This is a genomic window from Pseudomonas sp. BF-RE-21 (assembly GCF_019947305.1).
In the GTDB taxonomy this organism is placed as follows: Bacteria; Pseudomonadota; Gammaproteobacteria; order Pseudomonadales; family Pseudomonadaceae; genus Aquipseudomonas; species Aquipseudomonas migulae.
In genome coordinates this window covers 128,262-148,740 of the sequence record NZ_JAGYGF010000008.1, presented here as the reverse complement: position 1 = coordinate 148,740, position 20,479 = coordinate 128,262, and the positions used below count along the sequence as shown (strand labels likewise).

17 protein-coding genes are annotated in these 20,479 nt (G+C 58.3%); 6 read left to right on the top strand and 11 right to left on the bottom strand.

The window, feature by feature from the left end:
- Window positions 1-32 precede the first annotated feature (32 nt).
- From KGB25_RS08930 to KGB25_RS08915, 4 genes are all read left to right on the top strand, one after another.
- A complete protein-coding gene (locus KGB25_RS08930) occupies window positions 33-713 on the top strand; it encodes a Fe2+-dependent dioxygenase (protein WP_008036255.1) in 681 nt (226 codons plus the stop codon).
- Window positions 710-1,468: a tetratricopeptide repeat protein gene (locus tag KGB25_RS08925; protein WP_223434794.1), complete on the top strand. Its 759-nt coding sequence runs from the start codon at window positions 710-712 to the stop codon at window positions 1,466-1,468. The genes KGB25_RS08930 and KGB25_RS08925 overlap by 4 nt, the downstream gene beginning before the upstream one ends.
- A gap of 204 nt (window positions 1,469-1,672) precedes the next feature.
- Window positions 1,673-3,931 carry an alpha-xenorhabdolysin family binary toxin subunit A gene (locus tag KGB25_RS08920; protein WP_223434793.1) on the top strand — a complete coding sequence of 753 codons (2,259 nt, stop codon included), beginning with the start codon at window positions 1,673-1,675 and terminating at the stop codon, window positions 3,929-3,931.
- Between the two features lie 116 nt (window positions 3,932-4,047).
- The gene (locus tag KGB25_RS08915; RefSeq protein ID WP_008036259.1) at window positions 4,048-4,947 is read left to right on the top strand and encodes a hypothetical protein; all 900 of its coding nucleotides are present in this window, start codon (window positions 4,048-4,050) and stop codon (window positions 4,945-4,947) included.
- A 50-nt stretch (window positions 4,948-4,997) separates the two neighbouring features.
- Here KGB25_RS08915 and KGB25_RS08910 read toward each other — a convergent pair whose 3' ends face one another.
- The 5 genes from KGB25_RS08910 to KGB25_RS08890 form a co-directional block, all read right to left on the bottom strand.
- Window positions 4,998-6,161 (bottom strand): type III PLP-dependent enzyme, encoded by a 1,164-nt coding sequence (locus KGB25_RS08910; protein ID WP_008024420.1) that lies wholly within the window; start codon window positions 6,159-6,161, stop codon window positions 4,998-5,000.
- 912 nt (window positions 6,162-7,073) lie between these two features.
- Window positions 7,074-8,228, bottom strand: coding sequence for a betaine/proline/choline family ABC transporter ATP-binding protein (locus KGB25_RS08905; protein ID WP_223434792.1), 1,155 nt, complete (start codon window positions 8,226-8,228; stop codon window positions 7,074-7,076).
- Entirely contained in the window at window positions 8,225-8,878 is a 654-nt protein-coding gene (locus KGB25_RS08900) for an ABC transporter permease (protein WP_207285284.1), read from the bottom strand. Before KGB25_RS08900 ends, KGB25_RS08905 begins: the two co-directional genes overlap by 4 nt.
- Before the next feature lie 12 nt (window positions 8,879-8,890).
- Window positions 8,891-9,784 (bottom strand): glycine betaine ABC transporter substrate-binding protein, encoded by an 894-nt coding sequence (locus KGB25_RS08895; protein WP_223434791.1) that lies wholly within the window; start codon window positions 9,782-9,784, stop codon window positions 8,891-8,893.
- Window positions 9,785-9,804: 20 nt separating this feature from the next.
- Window positions 9,805-10,521 (bottom strand): ABC transporter permease, encoded by a 717-nt coding sequence (locus tag KGB25_RS08890; RefSeq protein WP_192227715.1) that lies wholly within the window; start codon window positions 10,519-10,521, stop codon window positions 9,805-9,807.
- Between the two features lie 465 nt (window positions 10,522-10,986).
- Here KGB25_RS08890 and KGB25_RS08885 point away from each other — a divergent pair, with 465 nt between their 5' ends.
- Together KGB25_RS08885 and KGB25_RS08880 are read left to right on the top strand one after the other, a co-directional pair.
- Complete coding sequence (locus KGB25_RS08885) at window positions 10,987-12,570, top strand: peptide chain release factor 3 (RefSeq protein ID WP_008024413.1); 1,584 nt, start codon at window positions 10,987-10,989, stop codon at window positions 12,568-12,570.
- Window positions 12,571-12,921: 351 nt separating this feature from the next.
- Window positions 12,922-13,167, top strand: a complete 246-nt coding sequence (locus KGB25_RS08880; protein WP_223434790.1) for a hypothetical protein — start codon at window positions 12,922-12,924, stop codon at window positions 13,165-13,167.
- 128 nt (window positions 13,168-13,295) lie between these two features.
- On the opposite strand, the gene KGB25_RS08875 is transcribed toward KGB25_RS08880, so the two are convergent.
- The 6 genes from KGB25_RS08875 to KGB25_RS08850 form a co-directional block, all read right to left on the bottom strand.
- Entirely contained in the window at window positions 13,296-14,276 is a 981-nt protein-coding gene (locus KGB25_RS08875; RefSeq protein ID WP_008024408.1) for a peptide ABC transporter ATP-binding protein, read from the bottom strand.
- The gene (locus tag KGB25_RS08870; protein WP_008036265.1) at window positions 14,276-15,244 is read right to left on the bottom strand and encodes an ABC transporter ATP-binding protein; all 969 of its coding nucleotides are present in this window, start codon (window positions 15,242-15,244) and stop codon (window positions 14,276-14,278) included. Before KGB25_RS08870 ends, KGB25_RS08875 begins: the two co-directional genes overlap by 1 nt.
- 10 nt (window positions 15,245-15,254) lie before the next feature.
- On the bottom strand, window positions 15,255-16,178 hold the full coding sequence (locus tag KGB25_RS08865) for an ABC transporter permease subunit (RefSeq protein WP_192227718.1): 924 nt from the start codon (window positions 16,176-16,178) through the stop codon (window positions 15,255-15,257).
- Window positions 16,179-16,188: 10 nt separating this feature from the next.
- Entirely contained in the window at window positions 16,189-17,199 is a 1,011-nt protein-coding gene (locus tag KGB25_RS08860) for an ABC transporter permease subunit (RefSeq protein ID WP_008024401.1), read from the bottom strand.
- A 74-nt stretch (window positions 17,200-17,273) separates the two neighbouring features.
- Window positions 17,274-18,869, bottom strand: coding sequence for an ABC transporter substrate-binding protein (locus tag KGB25_RS08855; protein ID WP_008036266.1), 1,596 nt, complete (start codon window positions 18,867-18,869; stop codon window positions 17,274-17,276).
- 77 nt (window positions 18,870-18,946) lie between these two features.
- Window positions 18,947-20,365 carry an OprD family porin gene (locus tag KGB25_RS08850; RefSeq protein ID WP_223434789.1) on the bottom strand — a complete coding sequence of 473 codons (1,419 nt, stop codon included), beginning with the start codon at window positions 20,363-20,365 and terminating at the stop codon, window positions 18,947-18,949.
- Window positions 20,366-20,479 lie beyond the last annotated feature (114 nt).

Genomic DNA, 20,479 nt, shown 5'->3' with positions numbered 1-20,479 from the left:
CATTGACGCCCCTTTGCCTTCAGGTGGTCCTCATGCTGCTGCACATTCCCGGCTTGTTCACTAAAGAAGAAGTGCAGCGCATCCGCGAGGCTCTGGAACAGGCGGATTGGGCCGACGGCAAGATCACCGCCGGCTACCAGTCGGCCAAGGCCAAACACAACCTGCAACTGCCGGAAGGTCATCCACTGGCCAAGGAAGTCGGCGCGGCGATGCTGGAACGGTTGTGGAAAAATCCGCAGTTCATGTCAGCGGCGTTACCGCACAAGGTCTTTCCTCCGTTGCTGAACTGTTACACAGCGGGCGGCAGTTTCGATTTTCATATCGACAACGCCGTGCGCCAGCCCAAAGGCAGCATCGAGCGTGTGCGCACGGATTTGTCGTCGACCCTGTTCTTCAGTGAGCCGGAGGACTACGACGGCGGCGAACTGGAAATCCAGGACACCTACGGCACCCAGCGCGTGAAGTTGCCGGCCGGCGACATGGTCTTGTACCCCGGCACCAGCCTGCACAAGGTCAATGCCGTCACCCGTGGTACACGGTTCGCCTCATTCTTCTGGACCCAAAGCCTGGTCCGCGAAGACAGCCAGCGCGCCTTGCTGTTCGAGATGGACGGAGCGATCCAGCAACTGACGCAGGACATGCCCGACCACCCTTCACTGATCCGCCTGACCGGCACGTATCACAACCTGTTGCGTCGCTGGGTCGAGGTATGAGTTTTCAACTGCGCCGCGAGGAAGTGCTCGACGGCGATCACCTCAAAGCCATGCTTGAGGAAAGTCCTGCGCGTGCTGCTCAGGCGATCCTGATCGCTGCCCGCGAAGGCGTGCTCGACGCGCAAGCCTTGCTCGGCCAGATTCTGCTGGACGGACAGGGCATCGCGCTGGATCAACCGCTGGCGCTGCGCTGGTTCGAGATAGCCGCTCAGCGCGGGCACCTGATGGCGCGCAACATGCTCGGTCGCTGTCATGAACATGGCTGGGGTTGTGCGGCAGATGCTTCGGTTGCAGCGCAGCATTATCGCGTCGGCGCTGAAGCCGGACTGGATTGGGCGATGTACAACTACGCCAACCTGCTGGCGACCGGGCGCGGGGTGACCGAAGATCAGCCGCAAGCGCTGAGTTTTTATCGCTGCGCTGCGGAGCTGGGCCATGCGAAGTCGATGAACCTGCTTGGGCGTTACCTGGAGGAAGGACGGATTTGCCCCGCGGATCTGCAAGGCGCACGCGAGTGGTATCGACGTTCGGCCGATGCCGGGGATTTTCGCGGGCAGTTCAGTCATGGCGCGGTTTTGGTGGAGCAGGGCAGGCTTGACGAAGGAATGGCCTGGTTGCGCCAGGCGATGGTCAACGGCAATCAGCGGTTCCTGCGGGTCAGTGTCCAACGCTTGCGCGAAGCGTCCGACCCTGCGCTCAAGTGTTTGGCTGAGGAGTTTGCCCATCACGAACAAACACTGTTCGGTCGAACCTGAAAGACGCTTCATATAAACATGAAGTGGGTTGTTTTGCAGGTTTGTATTCTTTTCTTATATATGCCCCTCAGGGTTTCTTTGACAGCACTTTTATAAGTGGATTAGTCTTTTGTTCGGCGCAGTTAAATTGGATTTGACAGTGCCCTGTTACGATCTGCTTTAAGTTATCTAAATATATTCATGCCTATAGTTAATGGAGTAGTTATGAGCAATGACACATTGTGGGAGAACTCTTTACGGGGGGCGAACTACGAGAAAATTACCGAGTTTGCAACCGAAGTTCCAAAGATCCTGTCCGATGCGTCCAGCGCGGATGCGGACAATGTGACGCGTGAAGCCGGTTTGTTACTGACAAAAAAACAGATCATTGATCTGCGCAAGTATGAAGCCGCAGGCTTGGCCCTTCCGTATACATTGAAGGATGTCACCGACTATCTGCGCTTCGGTGCAGGCCAGGATGGCGGTGCCGGGCTTAGGGCCGCCGATTTTCTGAAGACGTTTGCCGAGACTCGTGATCATGCCAGGCGCTGGTCACCGCTACGCGAACGCATCATGATCACCGGGACCGAACTGAAGCTGTTTGGCGCAAGCATGCAGCGCTACGGCGAAGACATGGAAGAGGTCTACCTTGATCTGAAGTCCGGTCCATTGCTTGAAAAGTACAATGTCAAAACACTGGAGCAACTGAAAAAGTTGCAACTTGAACTGGGCGATAAATTTCCCGGTATAGAACTTGATGCGGATACGATTCCGGACATGAAGTTTTACCTGGGTAAAATATTCGACAGGGTTGCATCCAATCTGGTGAGTGTCCGGGGTATAAAAACCGATCTGGACAAGTTTGGTTATGACCTGCGTGAAAAAGTGCTTCCAGGTATCAAGTTGCGCGTGGCATTGATTCAAACCAATTCCTATCCAGCGGAAGTCAAGAAACTCGATGAAGTCATCGCCCGTCGTGCCGAAGAGATTCTGGAAAAGAATACCCAATACCAGGCGTTGGTCGACAAGGCGCTGGGCTCGGCAGCCGGGTTGAATCTTTTCGGCTTGGGAATGGCTATTTACTACGGTGTCGAAGCGGAGGCGGTACGAGCCGTACGCAAGGAACTGAACGCGGCGCAGGACAAAGACATTGAAGTCCTGAGAAACATGAACCAGACCCTCGGTTCGTTAAAGCGTGTCGAACAGGATCTGCAAAACCTGACCGTCATCGCCATTGATGCTGATCTGGCCACGCAGAATCTCATACACGTCTGGAATGTGATGCATCGGTACGTCGATGAATCGTCGACCGCCATGTTGGGCATCACCGATGCGCTGACTTTGAGGCGCTTCATGTCGTCGTTCCGAGAGGTCGTCGGCCCTTGGGTGCAAATCCACAATGATGCGGACCTCTTGATCGAAGTGTTCAAGGAAGCGGATCGGGAATACAACCAGGACCAAGGAAGGGCGGTACCCAGAATGACAACTTTTTCCATCAAGCAGAACTACCCGGAGCCGAATCTTCAGGTTCTGAAGGACAGCCATCACGCGATGCGTGACGATGCTGTCGCGGCCGAAGCCCTTTTTATCCGGCTCAATTACTTGCCGGGAGTATTCGATCGCTTTCAAAGATTGCTCGGCGATGTCGGTGCCGCAGCCCGGGATCTGCGTGAATCGAGCCTCAACAGCAAGATGGACCTGGAGTCCAAGGTTCGTAAGTTAGTGGCGCTTGAAAAGGAATTGACCGGTGCCGTTGAGGGTTCCGAGGAGTTCGACGAGATTGAAGAGGATCTCATTGCGGCATTGAAAAAAATGCTCGCCATCACGCGCAGCGAGGCGAGCAAAGTGAGTATTCGCCTGGCCAACATCAGCGACGGGTATGACCGACGTACCACATTGGGTTACATCGCTGGCCTGGAAAAAGACCAACTCGATGCCAAAGAGTCCAAACAAGCGTTGAGCGAGACTCAGGTCAAGCTTCAACGTGAGCTCAAGGTTTTGTCCGAGGCAATCAGCGCAATCGAAAAAGCCGGTATCGAGAAAATTGGCAAAGACATTGCCTTGACCATCGACAAGCTCAAAGAGCTGGGCATGGCGCCGCCGCAAGCTCAGATCGTGATGTTTGCGATCGATGAACTGAAGAAAGCCATGGCCGATATCAACGCAGGCATCACCTTCATCAACATGATCCATGAAAGCAACAAGCTTCAGGACAAGGTCAATGAGCTTGGTCGAAAGATTGCGCTCAAAGACCGGGATATCGATCAGTCGGTGGGCAAGATCGAGTTTATCCACTTGATTCATGCGCTGGACGACCAACGCCAGCGTTATGTGGGCGAGTACAAGCTGGCTGTTGCTGCATTCAAGCAATTCCTGACGGTCATGGAGGGCGACACGACGGGTGATGTCGCGACGCGCAGTGCCAGGGCCATTAAAGAAGCGAGCCAGTTCATTGGCTTCCTGACGCCAATTTCACGGCCGTAACGCCAGCATTCACTGATGGCAGGGGTGGCTTTCATCGAGCATGGCGACCCTTGCCTGATAGTGATCAGTGACAGCTCTCCACGCTGGCCTTCGTCAGTGTCATCAGGTTATTTGCCATGTATGAGTTTTTGCTTGCGAAGACGCATTTCGTTGCGTTGAAAAAATACTTCGATTTCCTCCGCGCACTTCCCGCCACGCTGGATCAACTGAAAAGCCATTCGGACAACTTGCAGCGTCAGGGACATGTGCCGACGACAGGACCTGACGCCGAGCGTCTTAAAGTGCTGGCTTCATTCAGTACCGGTTATCTGGAACGGCTTGAGGCTGATATTTCGGCGCTGGGTAAGGTGTGTGATGAGAACTTGCACTCCATCGAGGTGTTTACCGTGGAGTGCCAAATACTGGCCAAACTGTCGCACAAGCAAGGCCGCTCTTTCAGTATCAGCTCCGTGAACTACAAATTATTCAGCCTGTCCCGATCGCAGTGGTGGATCTGGTTTCCTCCCAGTGATGTCGACGGCCTGGCTTTCGAGCTTTCTCTGCGCCTGGGTCGTACCAAGTCTGCACTGTTGGACTTCAAGGCTGTGCCGCAGGAATTGCACAATGATATCCAGAACGTGTTCGAGCGGTTTTTCCGGTCGTTGACGTTGAAATCCTGTGAGTGCCACTCGCGCTATTCCCGACTTGAAGCCTGGTACGTGGATGGCGGATCAGGCCTGCCCGGGCTGAGTGGCGCTGCCAGTCCAGGCGATTCTGCACAGGCGCGTCAGGCGCGGGCGAACGAGCATCTGCGTGAACTGTTCGCGATCAAGACAGAGGCCTGCTCGGCGATTCACAATCTGAGCGACTTCCTCTATGCAATGCAGCACTTTCTGACGGTAGCTGAGCTTGAATTACGTAACGTCAGGCCGACTATTAAACTCTCGCAATTGAACTGCGCTCTGGCGCAGGTCGAGCATGTGCTGGAAGAGGTCAAGTCGATGGCTGAACAAATGCGGTACTGGTCCCGGGCATAAAAAAAGGTCCATGACATGTCATGGACCTTCTGTTGTTACAGCAAGCGGTATTACACGTAGAACGACTTCAGCGGCGGGAAGCCATTGAACTCGACGGCGCTGTAGCTGGTGGTGTACGCACCGGTCGACAGCCAGTACAAACGATCACCGATCGCCAGGTTCAGCGGCAAACCGTACTTGTAGTTCTCGTACATGATGTCGGCGCTGTCGCAGGTCGGGCCGGCGATAACCACTTCTTCCACTTCGCCTTTCTTTTCGGTCCAGATCGGGAACTTGATGGCTTCGTCCATGGTTTCGATCAGGCCGGAGAACTTGCCCACATCCGTGTACACCCAGCGCTCGACGGCGGTGCGGGATTTGCGTGCGACCAACACCACTTCACTGACCAGGATGCCGGCGTTGGCGATCAACGAACGGCCCGGTTCCAGGATGATTTCCGGCAGGTCGTCGCCGAAGTCTTCCTTGAGGAAACGGATGATTTCTTCAGCGTAGGTTTCCAGGCTGTTGGTGCGGGTGATGTAGTTGGCCGGGAAGCCGCCGCCCATGTTGATCAGCTTCAGGTGGATGCCGTCTTCTTCTTTCAGGCGCTCGAAGATCACTTTGACCTTGGCGATCGCTGCGTCCCAGACGCTGATGTCGCGCTGTTGCGAGCCGACGTGGAACGAGATGCCGTAAGGCACCAGGCCCAGGTCGCGAGCGAGGATCAGCAGGTCCATGGCCATGTCGGTCTGGCAGCCGAATTTGCGCGACAAAGGCCAATCGGCAGTGGTCGAGCCTTCGGTGAGGATGCGCACGTAGACTTTCGAACCCGGTGCAGCCTTGGCGATGTTGCGCAGGTCGGCTTCGGAGTCGGTGGCATACAGACGCACGCCCTTCTCGTAGAAGTAGCGGATGTCCTTGGATTTCTTGATGGTGTTGCCGTAGCTGATGCGATCCGGGCCGACGCCCTGGTTCATCACTTTATCGAGCTCGTAGATCGAGGCGATGTCGAAGTTCGAGCCTTTCTCTTTGAGCAGGTCGATGATTTCGACGGCCGGGTTGGCCTTGACGGCGTAGTAGACCTTGGCGAATTCGAAACCGGCGCGCAGGTCGTCATAGGCCTGGCTGATCATCGCGGTGTCGATAACCACGAACGGGGTTTCTTGTTTGTCGGCGAAAGCCTTCATTTTCTGAAAGGTATCGCGCGCGAAATAGTCTTCGACGTTGATCGACATGCTGGGAACTCCTACTGGCAAACTAGATTAATCAATGGGTGCGAGGGTGTGTCATCAATGAAATCGCGAGTGCGTTGCGCCTGAGCGCGTGCCAGGCAAGGCGCAGGCCGCCGCTAATGGTCATTCCCTTCGCAAGGCCTGCAACGCAGCATGGCGCGCGCTCAGGCACAACCCGAAGGGCCGGGCCTGCTTTTGCGCAGGGCTGCGTTGCTCGTCCCTTATTTGGAACAACCAAACCGCGGGCCTCGCGCCTTGCCCTGCGCAAAAGCAGGCTCCGGCGCACTCGTGATTTCATTGATGACACACCCTCCTGAACGTCCTCCGTATCCCCACTTTGGTTCGCCTACTTCCCAAGGCATGTCGCCGAAAGCAAAAAGGCCATGGGAAGCGGTGCTTTCCCTTGGCCTTGCTGTCTCGTCGTCAGTACTTGAGCCGGATGGATCGTTTCCAGCATGGACGTTCGGCGCGAACTTTAGGGCGTGAGGGGCTTGAGATCAACAAAAAATGTCGCGTTTTTGCACTTGTCTGACGCACGTTGCCGCCAGCTCTCCTTGTACTCGACACAGATGACAGGCCGATGTTCCCGAGGAAATCTGAAGTGTTAAAAATACCTGCACGTTCGACGCTTATGTCTGCCAACTCAAAGACAACTGCGATGGCGTCAACATCGGCGACGATAGCTGCGAAAAGGACGGCTGAGTGATTTTTTGACTGTTTCGGCGGACCTTTTTAGAGGCCGCTTGCCGAGGCAGGTGTTGATATTTTTTTCCGGTCACAGGCTGTGCGGTTTTTGTGGGAGCGAGCCTGCTCGCGATGGCAATTTCAAATTCAACATCTTCGTTGGCTGACAAGGTGCTATCGCGAGCAGGCTCGCTCCCACAGGTTTTGCATGTTTACCCAGCTATATAGATGTCAGGCAACAGCCTCGGCTGGCGAAACAATGCTGGTCTTGCCGCCTCGGGACTTGCCGGAACTCAGGTACTCGGCAATCGATTCCTGCGTCACTTCGCCGAGGAACACTCGCTCGGCATCCATCACCGGCAACCACGAACGGTTGAACTCGTACATCCGCGACAACAGGATGCGCAAATGCTCGTCGTACGCTGCCGTGGCATTGAACTCACGCAGGTACTGCGCGCAAGCCCCGGTCTGACGGTGCAGGTCGCGACGTCGTACATAACCGAGCGCCTTGTTCTCACCGTCCGTGACCACGACATAACGCCGGTCATGTTCATCCATCAACTCCAGCGCTTCAGCCACCGGCGTCTCCGGGCTGACGGACGGTGCGTTGTCCGCCGCGTCTTCGGCCTTCACCAGCAGCAAACGCTTGAGCGTGCTGTCCTGGCCGACGAAGTTGCTGACAAAGTCGTCCGCCGGGTGCGCCAGCAGCGTGTCCGGGTGATCGATCTGCAACAGCTTGCCGGCGCGGAAGATTGCAATCTTGTCGCCCAGCTTGATCGCTTCGTCGATGTCGTGGCTGACCATGATCACGGTCTTGTTCAGCGCCCGTTGCATCTCGAAGAACTCGTTCTGGATCATCTCGCGGTTGATCGGGTCGACCGCGCCGAACGGTTCATCCATCAACAGCAACGGTGCATCCGCCGCCAGTGCGCGAATCACGCCGATCCGTTGCTGCTGACCACCGGACAATTCTCGCGGATAACGATTCAAATATTGCTTGGGTTCAAGCTTGATCATGCTCATCAACTCGCGGGCGCGGTCGTGGCACTTCTGTTTGTCCCAGCCCAGCAGGCGCGGAACGATGGTGATGTTTTCCTCGATGGTCATGTTCGGAAACAGGCCGATCTGCTGGATCACGTAACCGATGTTGCGACGCAGGGTCACTTCGTCGAGGTCGGTGGTGTCTTCGCCGTTGATCAGGATCTTGCCCGAGGTCGGCTTGATCAGGCGGTTGATCATCTTCAGCGTGGTGCTTTTGCCGCAGCCCGATGGCCCGAGGAACACACAGATTTCGCCTTCATTGACGGTCAGGCTGATCGAGTCCACGGCTTTCACATCTTTGCCGTTGCTTTGGAAAGTCTTGCTGAGGTTTTGAAGTTCGATCATTTGAGCAGTCCTTTTGGAGTCAGCGTGCGTTGCAGCCATTGCAGAAGCAGGTCGGCGAAGATGGCCAGCAGGCTGACCAGCACTGCGCCGACGATCAGCATCGACATGTCGCTGCGGCTGATGGAAGCGAGAATGAGGACACCGAGGCCACCGGCGCCGATGGTCGCGGCGATGGTCATGACACCGATGTTCATGACCACGGCGGTGCGCACGCCGGCGAGGATCACCGGCACGGCAATCGGCAGTTCGACCATGCGCAGGCGCTGGCCGAAGGTCATGCCGATGCCGCGCGCGGCTTCGCGAATGCCCGGTTCGACGCCGGTCAGGGCGAGGTAGGTGTTACGCATGATCGGCAGCAACGAGTACAGAAACACTGCCGTGATCGCGGGCATCGGCCCCAGGCCCTGGCCGAATTTGGAGTAGAACGGCAGCAGCAGGCCGAACAGTGCAATCGACGGTACGGTCAGCAGCACCGTGGCGCTGGCTTGCAAGGGGCCGGCGAGCGTCGGGAAACGCGTCATCAGAATGCCCAGCGGCACGCCGGCCAGAATCGCCAGGGTCACGGCGATGCCGACCAGGGTGATGTGCTGCCAGGTCAGGTGCAGCACCTGCGGCCAGTCGAGATGGGAAAAGGCGTTGAGAAATTCCATGACTTTTCCTCCTTAGTTGATGGGGTGCTGGCGCAGGAAGTCGGCGGCAACGGATGAAGGGCTTTCGTGATCGACATCGACCCGCGCGTTGAGCTGGCGCATGGTTTCGTCATCGAACAGCTCGGCCAGCGGCTTGATCTCTTGCGCCAGTTGCGGGTGGGCATCGAGGTAAACCTGACGCACCACCGGCGCGGCGGTGTAGTCCGGGAAGTAGTGCTTGTCGTCTTCAAGCAGTTTCAACTTGAAGGCGTTCAAGCGACCGTCGGTGGTGTAGACCAGACCGGCGAACACCTGGCCATTGCGCAGGGCGGTGTAGACCAGGCCTGCATCCATCTGGCGGATGTTTTTGCGCGTCAGGTTCATGCTGTAGAGGTCGACCATGCCGTCCAGACCATCGGAGCGGTTGGCGAACTCGGTGTCCAGCGCGACCAGGTGATTAGTCTTCGCCTCAGCCTGCATCACCGTGTTCAGCTCGCTGATGGTGTTGATCTGCGGGTAGGCCTTCGCGGTTTTTTCCGGCAGGGCCAGGGCGTAGGTGTTGCTGAACTTCGACGGGGTCAGCCAGACCAGGCCTTTTTTCGCGTCGAGTTCTTTCACCTTGGCGTAGGACTGAGCGCTGTCGAGTTTTTCGGTGACATGGTTGTAGGCCACCAGTGAGACGCCGGTGTATTCCCACATCAGGTCCAGTTGGCCACTTTCGTGGGCGCTGCGAGCGAGGTTGCTGCCCAGACCGCCAGTCACCTGGGTGTCATAACCCTTGGCGCGCAGGTACTGGGAGGTGATTTCCGCGAGCAGGGTTTGTTCGGTGAACACCCGGGCGCCGATGCGGATCACCGGTTTTTCAGCGGCTTGGGCGATTCCCGAGAACAGCAGAACGCAGCCTAGTAAAAAGCTTGATGTCTTCATGATTATTCCTTTGCCGAGGCTTAAGACGGGCGCAAGCCGCGTTCGAGCCAGAGGCGGCTGGCGAGTGTCACCAGGCCGTCGAGCAGCAAGGCCAGCAGGGCGGTGCAGGCCGCGCCGAGCAGCAGTTGCGGCTGATTGTTCAGGGCGATGCCGGGGAAAATCAGGCTGCCCAGACTGTTGGCGCCAATCAGGAACGCCAGCGGTGCGGTACCGACGTTGATCGCCAGCGCCACACGCACGCCGCCGATGATGATCGGCACGGCGTTCGGCAGTTCGACCTGCCACAGCACTTGAGTCGGCGTCATGCCGATGCCGACGGCCGCTTCCTTGAGGGAGCCCTGAACATTTTTCAGGCCTTCATAGGTGTTGCGCACAATCGGCAACAGCGAGGCGAGGAACAGGGCGAAGATCGCGGGGCCGCTGCCGATGCCCAGAATCCCCAGGGCAATGGCCAGTACGGCGAGAGGCGGCACGGTGTTGCCGATGTTGAAGATCTGCATGAAGCGTTCGGCGCGTCCCACCATGGTCGGACGGCTGAGGAAGATACCGGCGGGTATGCCCACAACAAGGGCGGCCAGCATGGAGGCGAGGACGAGAATCAGATGAGCTTGCAGGTAAAACAACAAATCGTCGCGGTACTGTTCGATCGTGTTGATGCCAATCCAGTGGACCAGCAGGGCCAGAAGGGCGACGACAACCGCACCTCCTGTCAGCCCTTTGCCATAGCGAATAGCCACAGGCGGACTCCTTTTTTCTTTGTCGGCGAACGCAGCTTCGTGTGGCAATGCCAGTCCTGGCTGCCGAAGTAAGCGTTCGCGAGAAGCAGCGCGTTCTATGCCCGCGAAGGGACATGAATCGAGCCATAAGCGCAGCCTCGTCAGGCTAACTTGCTGATTTTTCGGCCCCTGGGACGAGTGCCGTAACAGGGGAGTGGACGCCTCCACCTTTTAAAAGGTTCCATAATTAGCAGCAGATAGCCACCCTTGATGACCGAACACGCCCCCGTTCGATGCCATAACGCAACCCTGTAGGAGCCGGCTTGCCGGCGATGAGGGCCGAGAGATCACCGCAAGGCGTACGGCCCCAATCGCCGGCAAGCCGGCTCCTACAAAAGTCCGCGCGTCCGGGCGGGCGGTGGTCCGTGGCGGTCGGTTTGCGCTATACTCGCCGCCCTTTTTTGAATCACCGCCAGGCGATTTCCCATGACCAAACAGGCCGCCGAAGTCGCGAAACGCCGCACTTTCGCCATTATTTCCCACCCCGATGCCGGTAAAACCACCATCACCGAGAAACTCTTGCTGATGGGCAAGGCGATTGCGGTTGCCGGCACGGTGAAGTCTCGCAAGTCCGACCGCCATGCCACCTCCGACTGGATGGAAATGGAAAAGCAGCGGGGTATCTCGATTACCACGTCGGTCATGCAGTTCCCGTATCGCGATCACATGATCAACCTGCTCGACACCCCGGGCCACGAAGACTTCTCCGAAGATACCTACCGCACCCTGACGGCGGTGGACTCGGCATTGATGGTCCTCGACGGCGGTAAGGGTGTAGAGCCACGGACCATTGCGTTGATGGACGTCTGCCGTCTGCGTGACACGCCGATTGTCAGCTTCATCAACAAACTCGACCGTGACATCCGAGACCCGATCGAACTGCTCGACGAAATCGAAGCGGTCCTGAAGATCAAGGCCGCGCCGATCACCTGGCCGATTGGTTGCTACCGCGATTTCAAAGGCGTTTATCACCTCGCCGACGACTACATCATCGTGTACACCGCCGGTCACGGCCACGAGCGCACCGATGTGAAAATCATCGAAAAGCTCGACTCCGATGAAGCCCGCGCGCACTTGGGCGACGAGTACGATCGCTTCGTTGATCAACTGGAACTGGTTCAGGGCGCCTGCCACGAATTCAACCAGCAGGAATTCCTCGACGGCCAACTGACCCCGGTGTTCTTCGGTACCGCACTGGGCAACTTCGGTGTCGATCACGTGCTCGACGCCGTGGTCAACTGGGCACCGAAACCGCTGGCCCGTGTCGCCAACGAGCGCACCGTGGAGCCGGTCGAAGAGAAATTCAGCGGCTTCGTGTTCAAGATCCAGGCGAACATGGACCCGAAACACCGCGACCGTATCGCCTTCATGCGCATTTGCTCCGGCAAGTACGAAAAAGGCATGAAGATGCGCCACGTGCGCACCGGCAAGGACGTGCGGATCGGCGATGCCCTGACGTTCTTCTCCTCCGAGCGTGAGCAACTGGAAGAAGCGTTTGCCGGCGACATCATCGGCCTGCACAACCACGGCACCATCCAGATCGGCGACACCTTCACCGAAGGTGAAGTCCTGGGCTTCACCGGTATCCCGCACTTCGCCCCGGAACTGTTCCGTCGCGTGCGTCTGCGTGATCCGCTGAAATCCAAGCAACTGCGCCAAGGCTTGCAGCAATTGGCCGAAGAAGGCGCGACCCAGGTGTTCTTCCCTGAGCGCAGCAACGACATCATCCTCGGCGCCGTCGGTGTGCTGCAGTTCGACGTGGTCGCCAGCCGCTTGAAAGAGGAATACAAGGTTGAGTGCTCCTACGAGCCGATCACCGTGTACTCCGCGCGCTGGATCGATTGCGACGATAAGAAGAAGTTCGAGGAGTTCCGGGTCAAGGCCGTGGAAAACCTCGCGGTCGACGGCGGTGGTCACCTGACCTACCTGGCGCCGACCCGCGTCAACCTGGCGTTGATGGAAGAGCGCTGGCCGGACGTGAAATTCCGTGCGACGCGTGAGCACCACTAAGCGCTGAGCTGCAAAACCAAAAGCCCCGGTAGCGAAAGCACCGGGGTTTTTTAATGCCCGACACAAATCCCCCCCTGTAGGAGCCAGCTTGCTGGCGATGGACCAGAGAACGCCGCGTTAATCCTGACAGCGCGCGTTATCGTTAACGACCATCGCCAGCAAGCTGGCTCCTACAGAAAAGCATCGTGTTAGCGGGTTTGGTTATAGGCCATATTCACAACCAATCTCTAAAGCCAGCGCATTCCGTCTCTTCGTTAGCGTCCTATCTGGAGAACCCGGCTGATCGGAACTAGATTTCAAAGAGCGCCAGCCAGGTACAGATGTTTCACCTGCAAAAGGATGGAATCGACTATGAACAGGTTGCTACGCATTGTGCTGCTGTTGAAGGTTTTGCTGATGCTGGCCCTCGGCAGTTCGGCGGTCTGGGCCGAGTGTGAGGATCACGAAAGCCAGGCATCGAGTGGGCAAGTGACGCACACCGGCATGATGATCGCCAAGTCCGAATCAGAGCCCGGTGATCAGGGGCAGGGCGGCAGCGCGGACGATGATGATACGACCACTGACGAGCCGGACAGTGATGAGGAAGAAGGGGCCTGAGTAGCAGGCAAAATAAAACCCCTTCGACCCGATTGACGCGCAATCGAAGCAGAAGAGGTTTTTGAACAGAACACCTATCCCTTGTAGGAGCGAGCAGGCTCGCTCCTACAGGTTTTTTCAGCCCGCTGTTACGCCGCGCCGTCGAGGAACTGCTCGGCGTAGTGGCAAGCCACCTGGCGGTTATCGAGAGGGCGCAGGGCTGGCTCTTCGGTTTTGCAACGGTCGGTCGCGTACGGGCAACGCTTGTGGAAAGCGCAGCCCGACGGCGGGTTCAACGGGTTGGGCAACTCGCCGACGATCTTGATCTTCGGCTTGTTCGGGTCCGGGTGAATGGTCGGTGTGGCCGACAGCAACGCCTGGGTGTACGGGTGCAGCGGACGCTCGTAGATGTCGTTCTTCGGGCCCATTTCCACCGGGCGACCGAGGTACATCACCATCACGTCATCGGCAACGTGTTGTACAACCGCGAGGTTGTGCGAGATGAACACGTAGGCGGTGTTGAACTCTTGCTGCAGGTCCATGAACAGGTTCAGCACCTGCGCCTGGATCGACACGTCCAGCGCCGAGGTCGGTTCGTCCGCGACCAGCACTTTAGGCTGCAGCATCATGGCGCGGGCGAGTGCGATCCGCTGGCGCTGACCGCCGGAGAACATGTGCGGATAGCGCTGGTAATGCTCAGGGCGCAGACCCACCTGCTTCATCATCGCCTGCACTTTTTCGCGACGCTCGGCTGCGCTGAGGCTGGTGTTGATCAGCAGCGGCTCGGCGAGTTGATCACCGACTTTCTGCCGAGGGTTCAACGAGGCGTACGGGCTCTGGAACACCATCTGCACGTCTTTGCGCAGTTGTTTGCGTTGAGCCTTGTCTGCACCGGCGACTTCCTGCCCGGCGATTTTCAAGGAGCCGGAAGACGGCTCTTCGATCAGCGTCAGGGCGCGGGCCAGGGTGGATTTGCCGCAACCGGATTCGCCCACGACAGCGAGGGTCTTGCCGGCTTCCAGTTCGAACGACACACCGTTCAGGGCGCGTACGGTCGCATGGCCCTTGAACAGGCCGCGGGACACTTCGTAGTGACGGGTGAGGTCGCGGGCGGTAAGTACGACGGCCATTACGCCACCTCCTGGTTCAGCGGGTAGAAGCAGCGGGCGAGGCTGTTGCTTTTCGGGTCAAGGGTCGGACGCTGCGCACGGCAGCTGTCCTGCACATACGGGCAGCGCGGCGACAGCAGGCAGCCTTGCGGACGGTCGTAACGACCGGGAACGATACCCGGCAATGTCGACAGGCGTGAGGCGCCGAGGCTGTGTTCCGGAATCGCCTTGAGCAGCGCTTCGCTGTACGGGTGCGCCGGAATGTCGAACAGTTGTGGCACATGACCGACTTCTACGGCCTGGCCGGCGTACATCACGCACACACGCTGGGCGGTTTCAGCCACGACCGCGAGGTCGTGAGTGATCAGCACCAGGCCCATGTTCTGCTCTTTCTGCAACGCCAGGAGCAGGTCCATGATCTGCGCCTGAATCGTCACGTCCAAAGCTGTGGTCGGTTCGTCGGCGATCAGCAGTTTGGGCTCGCCGGCAATCGCCATGGCGATCGCAACACGTTGGCTCATGCCGCCCGACAGTTGATGTGGGTAGGCGTCCATACGGCTGGCGGCGCCCGGGATTTCCACTTTTTCCAACAGTTCGATGGCGCGTTTGCGCGCTTGCTTGCCGGACATTTTCAGGTGCAAGCGCAGCACTTCTTCGATCTGGAAACCCACGGTGTAGCTCGGGTTCAGCGCGGTCATCGGGTCCTGGAAGACCATGGCCAGGTCTTTGCCGACGATTTGCCGACGCTGACGGTTGCTGAGCTTGAGCATGTTCTTGCCGTCGAAATTCAGGGCGTCGGCGGTGACGATCCCCGGATGTTCGATCAGGCCCATCAGCGCCATCATGGTCACGGATTTACCCGAACCCGACTCGCCAACGATGGCCAGCACTTCGCCTTTGTCCACGGAAATGTCGAGCCCGTCGACCACCGGAACGGCGTTCTTGTCGCCGAAGCGAACGTTGAGATTCTTGATTTCTAACAGTGACATTTGAATCTCCTCAGGCGGCGTTCTTGAGTTTCGGGTCCAGCGCATCGCGCAGGCCGTCGCCCATCAAGTTGATTGCCAGCACGCTGAGCAAAATGGTCAAACCAGGCAGGCTTACTACCCACCAGGCGCGTTCGATGTAGTCGCGAGCCGAAGCCAGCATGGTGCCCCACTCAGGGGTTGGCGGTTGTACGCCAAGGCCCAGGAAGCCAAGGGCTGCGGCATCGAGAATCGCCGAGGAGAAACTCAGGGTGGCCTGAACGATCAGCGGCGCCATGCAGTTGGGCAGCACGGTGACGAACATCAGGCGTGGCAGACCGGCACCGGCCAGGCGCGCGGCGGTCACGTAGTCGCGGTTCAGCTCGCCCATCACCGCAGCGCGGGTCAGACGAACATAGGACGGCAACGAAACGACGGCGATGGCAATGATGGTGTTGATAAGGCCAGGGCCGAGGATGGCGACAATCGCCACGGCCAGCAGCAGCGAGGGCAGGGCCAGCATGATGTCCATCAGACGCATGATGGTCGGGCCAAGGATGCGCGGGAAGAAGCCGGCGAACAGACCGAGCAGGATGCCCGGGATCAGCGACATCACCACCGACGACAAGCCGATCAGCAGGGACAGGCGCGAACCGTTGATCAGGCGCGACAGCAGGTCGCGGCCCAGTTCATCGGTGCCGAGCAGGAACTGGATTTGCCCGCCTTCCAGCCAGGACGGCGGGGTCAGCAGGAAGTCACGGTATTGCTCGCTTGGGTTATGTGGCGAGACCCACGGCGCGAAGATCGCGCAGAAGATCACCAGCAACATGAACATCAGGCCGGCGACGGCGCCTTTGTTCTTGGAGAACGCTTGCCAGAATTCTTTGTACGGGGACGGGTACAGCAGGCTTTGATCGACTGTTACCGCTTGATTTGCAGTTGAAGCTGGAGTGGTCATGGTCATGATCTCAGCGCTGGTGACGGATGCGTGGGTTGGCGAAGCCGTAGAGGATGTCCACGATGAAGTTCACCAGAATCACCAGGCAGGCGATTAACAGGATGCCGTTTTGCACCACGGGATAATCCCGTGCGCCAATGGCTTCGATCAGCCATTTGCCGATGCCGGGCCACGAGAAGATGGTTTCGGTCAGGACCGCACCGGCCAGCAATGTGCCGACTTGCAGGCCGACCACGGTCAGTACCGGAATCAGTGCGTTGCGCAGGCCGTGTACGAACACTACGCGCGACGGCGACAGGCCTTTGGCCTTGGCGGTCCGGATGTAGTCTTCACGCAGCACTTCGAGCATCGAAGAACGGGTCATCCGCGCAATCACCGCCAGCGGGATGGTGCCGAGCACGATGGCCGGCAGGATCAGGTGATGCAGGGCATCGAGGAACGCACCGACGTCATCGGCCAGCAGCGTGTCGATGAGCATGAAGCCGGTGCGCGGCTCGATGTCATAGAGCAGGTCGATCCGCCCGGACACCGGGGTCCAGCCCAGGGACACCGAGAAGAACATGATCAGGATCAGGCCCCACCAGAAGATCGGCATCGAATATCCCGCCAGGGAGATGCCCATCACCCCATGGTCGAACAGGGATCCTCGCTTGAGTGCCGCGATCACCCCGGCCAGAAGGCCCAGGATGCCGGCGAACAACAGGGCGGCCATGGACAGTTCCAGGGTCGCGGGGAATAGAGAGCTGAACTCGCTCCACACGCTTTCACGGGTACGCAGGGATTCGCCGAGATCGCCGTGAGCCAGTTTGCCGATGTAGTCCAGGTATTGGGCATACAGCGGTTTGTTCAGACCTAGGCGTTCCATTGCCTGAGCATGCATTTCGGGGTCGACTCGTCGTTCGCCCATCATTACTTCCACGGGGTCGCCTGGAATCATGCGAATCAACGCGAAAGTCAGCAAGGTGATGCCGAAGAACGTGGGGATCAATAACCCCAATCGGCGGGCAATAAAACTAAACATCTTCTGGTGTACCTCATCAGCCGGTTAGGCGTGCCTGGTGTCCCTGGAGTCAGGGACACCGGGAGTTTTCTTATCTACTTCACCTGGGTGGTGGCGAAGTTATTAGTGGTGAGGGGGCTAATGTGATAGCCCTCTACGTTGTTGCGCATAGCGGTGAACATTCTAGTGTGCGCCATGCTGATCCATGGCTGGTCCTGGTTAAAAATAACCTGGGCCTGCTCGTACAGCGCTGCCCGCTCGGCCGGATCGGTTTTTTCGCGAGCCTGGTCGATCAGCGCCTGGAACTTGTCATTGCACCAGCGTGCATAGTTTTCGCCGTTCTTCGCGGCTTCGCAACTGAGCATAGGCGTCAGGAAGTTATCCGGGTCGCCGTTATCACCCGCCCATCCGGCGGAAACCATGTCGTGCTCGCCGTTTTTCGCGCGTTTGAGCATTTCGCCCCATTCCATCACGCGGATGTCGATCTTGATCCCGACCTTGGCCAGGTCAGCCTGCATCATCTGCGCGCCGAGCATCGGGTTCGGGTTGGTCGGGCCGCCACCGTTGCGGGTGAACAGGGTGAAGGTGGTGCCTTCCGGTACGCCGGCTTCCTTGAGCAGGGCGCGGGCCCTGTCCAGATCACGGGCCGGGTTTTTCAGGCTGTGGTTGTAGCCCAGCAGCGTGTCCGGGAACGGGTTGACCGCCACTGTCGCATTGCCTTTACCAAACAGCGCGTTGACATAAGCCTCTTTATCGAAGGCGATGTCGATGGCTTTGCGCACCCGCACGTCGCTCATGTACTTGTGTGTGGTGTTCATGGCGATGTACGAAACGGTCATCGCGTTCAGTTCATCGACGCTCAGTTTGGCGTCTTTCTTGATGCTCGGGATGTCATCCGGCTTCGGATACAGCGCAACCTGGCACTCGTTGGCCTTGAGCTTCTGCAGGCGCACGTTGTTGTCGGTGGCGATGGCCAGGATCAACGAGTCAGCCGGCGGCTTGCCACGGAAGTAGTCCGGGTTGGCCTTGAAGCGAACCTGGGCGTCCTTGGCGTAACGCTGGAAAACGAACGGGCCGGTGCCGACCGGTTTGTTGTTGAGGTCGCCGGTCTTGTTCGTCTTGAGCAGCTGGTCGGCGTACTCGGCAGGGTAAATCGAGGAGAACGCCATGGCGATGTCGGCCAGGAACGGCGCTTCGCGGCGGGTCAGGGTGAATTTGACTGTGTTGTCGTCAACTTTCTCGACGCTTTTCAGCAGTTCCTTGAAGCCCATGCTTTCAAAGTACGGGAAGCCCACGCTCGACAGTTTGTGCCACGGGTGATTCGGGTCCAGTTGACGCTGGAAGCTCCAGACCACGTCGTCGGCGTTCATGTCGCGGGTCGGCTTGAAGTATTCGGTGGTGTGAAACTTGACGCCTTTGCGCAGGTGGAACGTGTAGGTCAGGCCGTCTTCGCTGATGTCCCAGGACTCGGCCAGTGCCGGAATCACTTCGGTGGTACCGGGCTTGAAGTCCGCCAGGCGGTTGAAGATGGTTTCGGCCACCGCATCGGCTGTGACTGCAGTCGTGTATTGAACCATGTCGAAGCCTTCCGGACTGGCTTCGGTGCAAACCACCAAGGGTTTGGCCGAGACGCCAACGGCAACACTCAGCAACGCGGCAGCGATGGCCGCACGTAGGGGAAGCATTTTCATCAAGAGCCCTCTGCAATCAGTTAAGGACAAAAGCCGAACGGTAGATTCGTCACTGAATCAGCCGTTCGGCGGGTGCATTACAGAACGTTGAACGGGATGGTGGTCACGAGACGGAACTCGTTGAGGCTGCCATCCGCCTGGTTTTCGCTGGCGCGGTGAGCGGTGTAGGTCGCGCGGATCGCGGTCGCCTTGAGCGGGCCACTCTGCACGGCGTACGAAGCACCGATGCCGTATTCGTAATGGTGCTCGCCGTCCATCCCCTTCACGTCGCCGTAGCCGGTGCTGTTGTAGTGAGTACCGTCGATGCCCCAGCCGCGCGCCTGGTAGATGTTGAACTTCAGGCCTGGAACGCCGTATTCAGCCATGTTCAGGCCGTAGGCGACCTGGAAGGATTTCTCGTTCGGGCCGTTGAAGTCCGACAACAGGGAGTTGGCCAGGTAGATGCCGTTGGTTTCGTGCAGGTAGTCGAAGTACTCGTTACCGTTCACTTCCTGGTACGAGAAGGTCAGGCTGTGAGCCTGGTGGGTCAGGCCGAACGACAGGGAGTAGGTGTCGTTGTCGATCTGGCCGAGCTTGGCTTTACCTTCGTCGACGGTTTTGTAGTAGTTCAGGCCGGTGGTCAGGCTCAGGATCGAGCTGTCGCCCAACACATGGCTGGCGCCGAAGTAGTACTGGTTCCACAGGTCTTCAGCCTGGGTGCCCCACAGACTGGTGGTCAGGCTGGCGAACGGCTGGTAGGTGATACCGGCGGTGTTGACGTGATCCGCTTCGGCAGTGCCGTCGCCGTATTCGGAACGGAACTTGCGCTGGCTCTGTTCGGTACGCGGCGAGTTACGGTCGAAGGTGCCGAGGTCGAAGGAGAGGTTTTCCAGCTCTTCGCTGTGCAGGGTCACACCTTCGAAGCTCGAAGGCAGGGGACGGTTACCGATGACATCCACTTGCGGGCTGCTGAAATTCTGGCGACCAGCCGTCAGTGTGGTGTTGGAGACGCGTGCCTTGACGTTGGCCAGGCCCAGTTTGCTCCACTGATCAACAGCGTCACCGCCATTTTCAGTCAAAGTACGGTTGTTACCACGGCCGCCGCGGCCTGGCTCAGGCGCACCGCCGTTGCCGGACGCGAGGTCTTTACGATCACGGTCCAGGGCGATTGCGTTGTAGGCCGCGACTTCGGTGCTGAAGCCTACGGTGCCTTCGGTGAAGCCCGAGTTGTACTTGATGATCGTGCCTTGCACCCAGTTGATGCGGCGGTCAGTCGTGTGAGTCTCACCATTTTTACGATAGTTGAGCGTCGCGCCCCGCTTGAACGATTCATTCGCATACCAGTTACGCGTGGAACCGGTGACCGATTGCCCTTCGACAAAGCCGGTGGCTTCGCTTTGGGCGCTCTTTTCCTTGACGGTGACCGGTGTGAAAGCCTGGCTCTGGGACTCAGCGTAGGCCGTAGCGGTAACGCTGCTGATGGCCAGGGCCAATAACGCGGTGCTGCTCAGTTTCATGGGTGAAGCTCCTTTCTTTCTTTTTTTATACCGGTCTTTTTTTGTGATCCGGCTATTGGTTTTGGAACTCATACAAGGCTTCGCAAACGTTTGCTGTCGGCCTGATCGGCAAAT

Excerpts from the sequence above, each read along its gene's own strand:
- KGB25_RS08870 (WP_008036265.1), bottom strand. The coding sequence starts at position 15,244 with ATGTCACTGTTAGAAATCAAGAATCTCAACGTTCGCTTCGGCGACAAG.
- KGB25_RS08860 (WP_008024401.1), bottom strand. The coding sequence starts at position 17,199 with ATGTTTAGTTTTATTGCCCGCCGATTGGGGTTATTGATCCCCACGTTC.
- KGB25_RS08880 (WP_223434790.1), top strand. The coding sequence starts at position 12,922 with ATGAACAGGTTGCTACGCATTGTGCTGCTGTTGAAGGTTTTGCTGATG.
- KGB25_RS08895 (WP_223434791.1), bottom strand. The coding sequence starts at position 9,784 with ATGAAGACATCAAGCTTTTTACTAGGCTGCGTTCTGCTGTTCTCGGGA.
- KGB25_RS08865 (WP_192227718.1), bottom strand. The coding sequence starts at position 16,178 with ATGACCACTCCAGCTTCAACTGCAAATCAAGCGGTAACAGTCGATCAA.
- KGB25_RS08855 (WP_008036266.1), bottom strand. The coding sequence starts at position 18,869 with ATGAAAATGCTTCCCCTACGTGCGGCCATCGCTGCCGCGTTGCTGAGT.
- KGB25_RS08930 (WP_008036255.1), top strand. The coding sequence starts at position 33 with ATGCTGCTGCACATTCCCGGCTTGTTCACTAAAGAAGAAGTGCAGCGC.
- KGB25_RS08910 (WP_008024420.1), bottom strand. The coding sequence starts at position 6,161 with ATGTCGATCAACGTCGAAGACTATTTCGCGCGCGATACCTTTCAGAAA.
- KGB25_RS08915 (WP_008036259.1), top strand. The coding sequence starts at position 4,048 with ATGTATGAGTTTTTGCTTGCGAAGACGCATTTCGTTGCGTTGAAAAAA.
- KGB25_RS08900 (WP_207285284.1), bottom strand. The coding sequence starts at position 8,878 with ATGGAATTTCTCAACGCCTTTTCCCATCTCGACTGGCCGCAGGTGCTG.
- KGB25_RS08920 (WP_223434793.1), top strand. The coding sequence starts at position 1,673 with ATGAGCAATGACACATTGTGGGAGAACTCTTTACGGGGGGCGAACTAC.
- KGB25_RS08925 (WP_223434794.1), top strand. The coding sequence starts at position 710 with ATGAGTTTTCAACTGCGCCGCGAGGAAGTGCTCGACGGCGATCACCTC.
- KGB25_RS08905 (WP_223434792.1), bottom strand. The coding sequence starts at position 8,228 with ATGATCGAACTTCAAAACCTCAGCAAGACTTTCCAAAGCAACGGCAAA.
- KGB25_RS08850 (WP_223434789.1), bottom strand. The coding sequence starts at position 20,365 with ATGAAACTGAGCAGCACCGCGTTATTGGCCCTGGCCATCAGCAGCGTT.
- KGB25_RS08885 (WP_008024413.1), top strand. The coding sequence starts at position 10,987 with ATGACCAAACAGGCCGCCGAAGTCGCGAAACGCCGCACTTTCGCCATT.
- KGB25_RS08875 (WP_008024408.1), bottom strand. The coding sequence starts at position 14,276 with ATGGCCGTCGTACTTACCGCCCGCGACCTCACCCGTCACTACGAAGTG.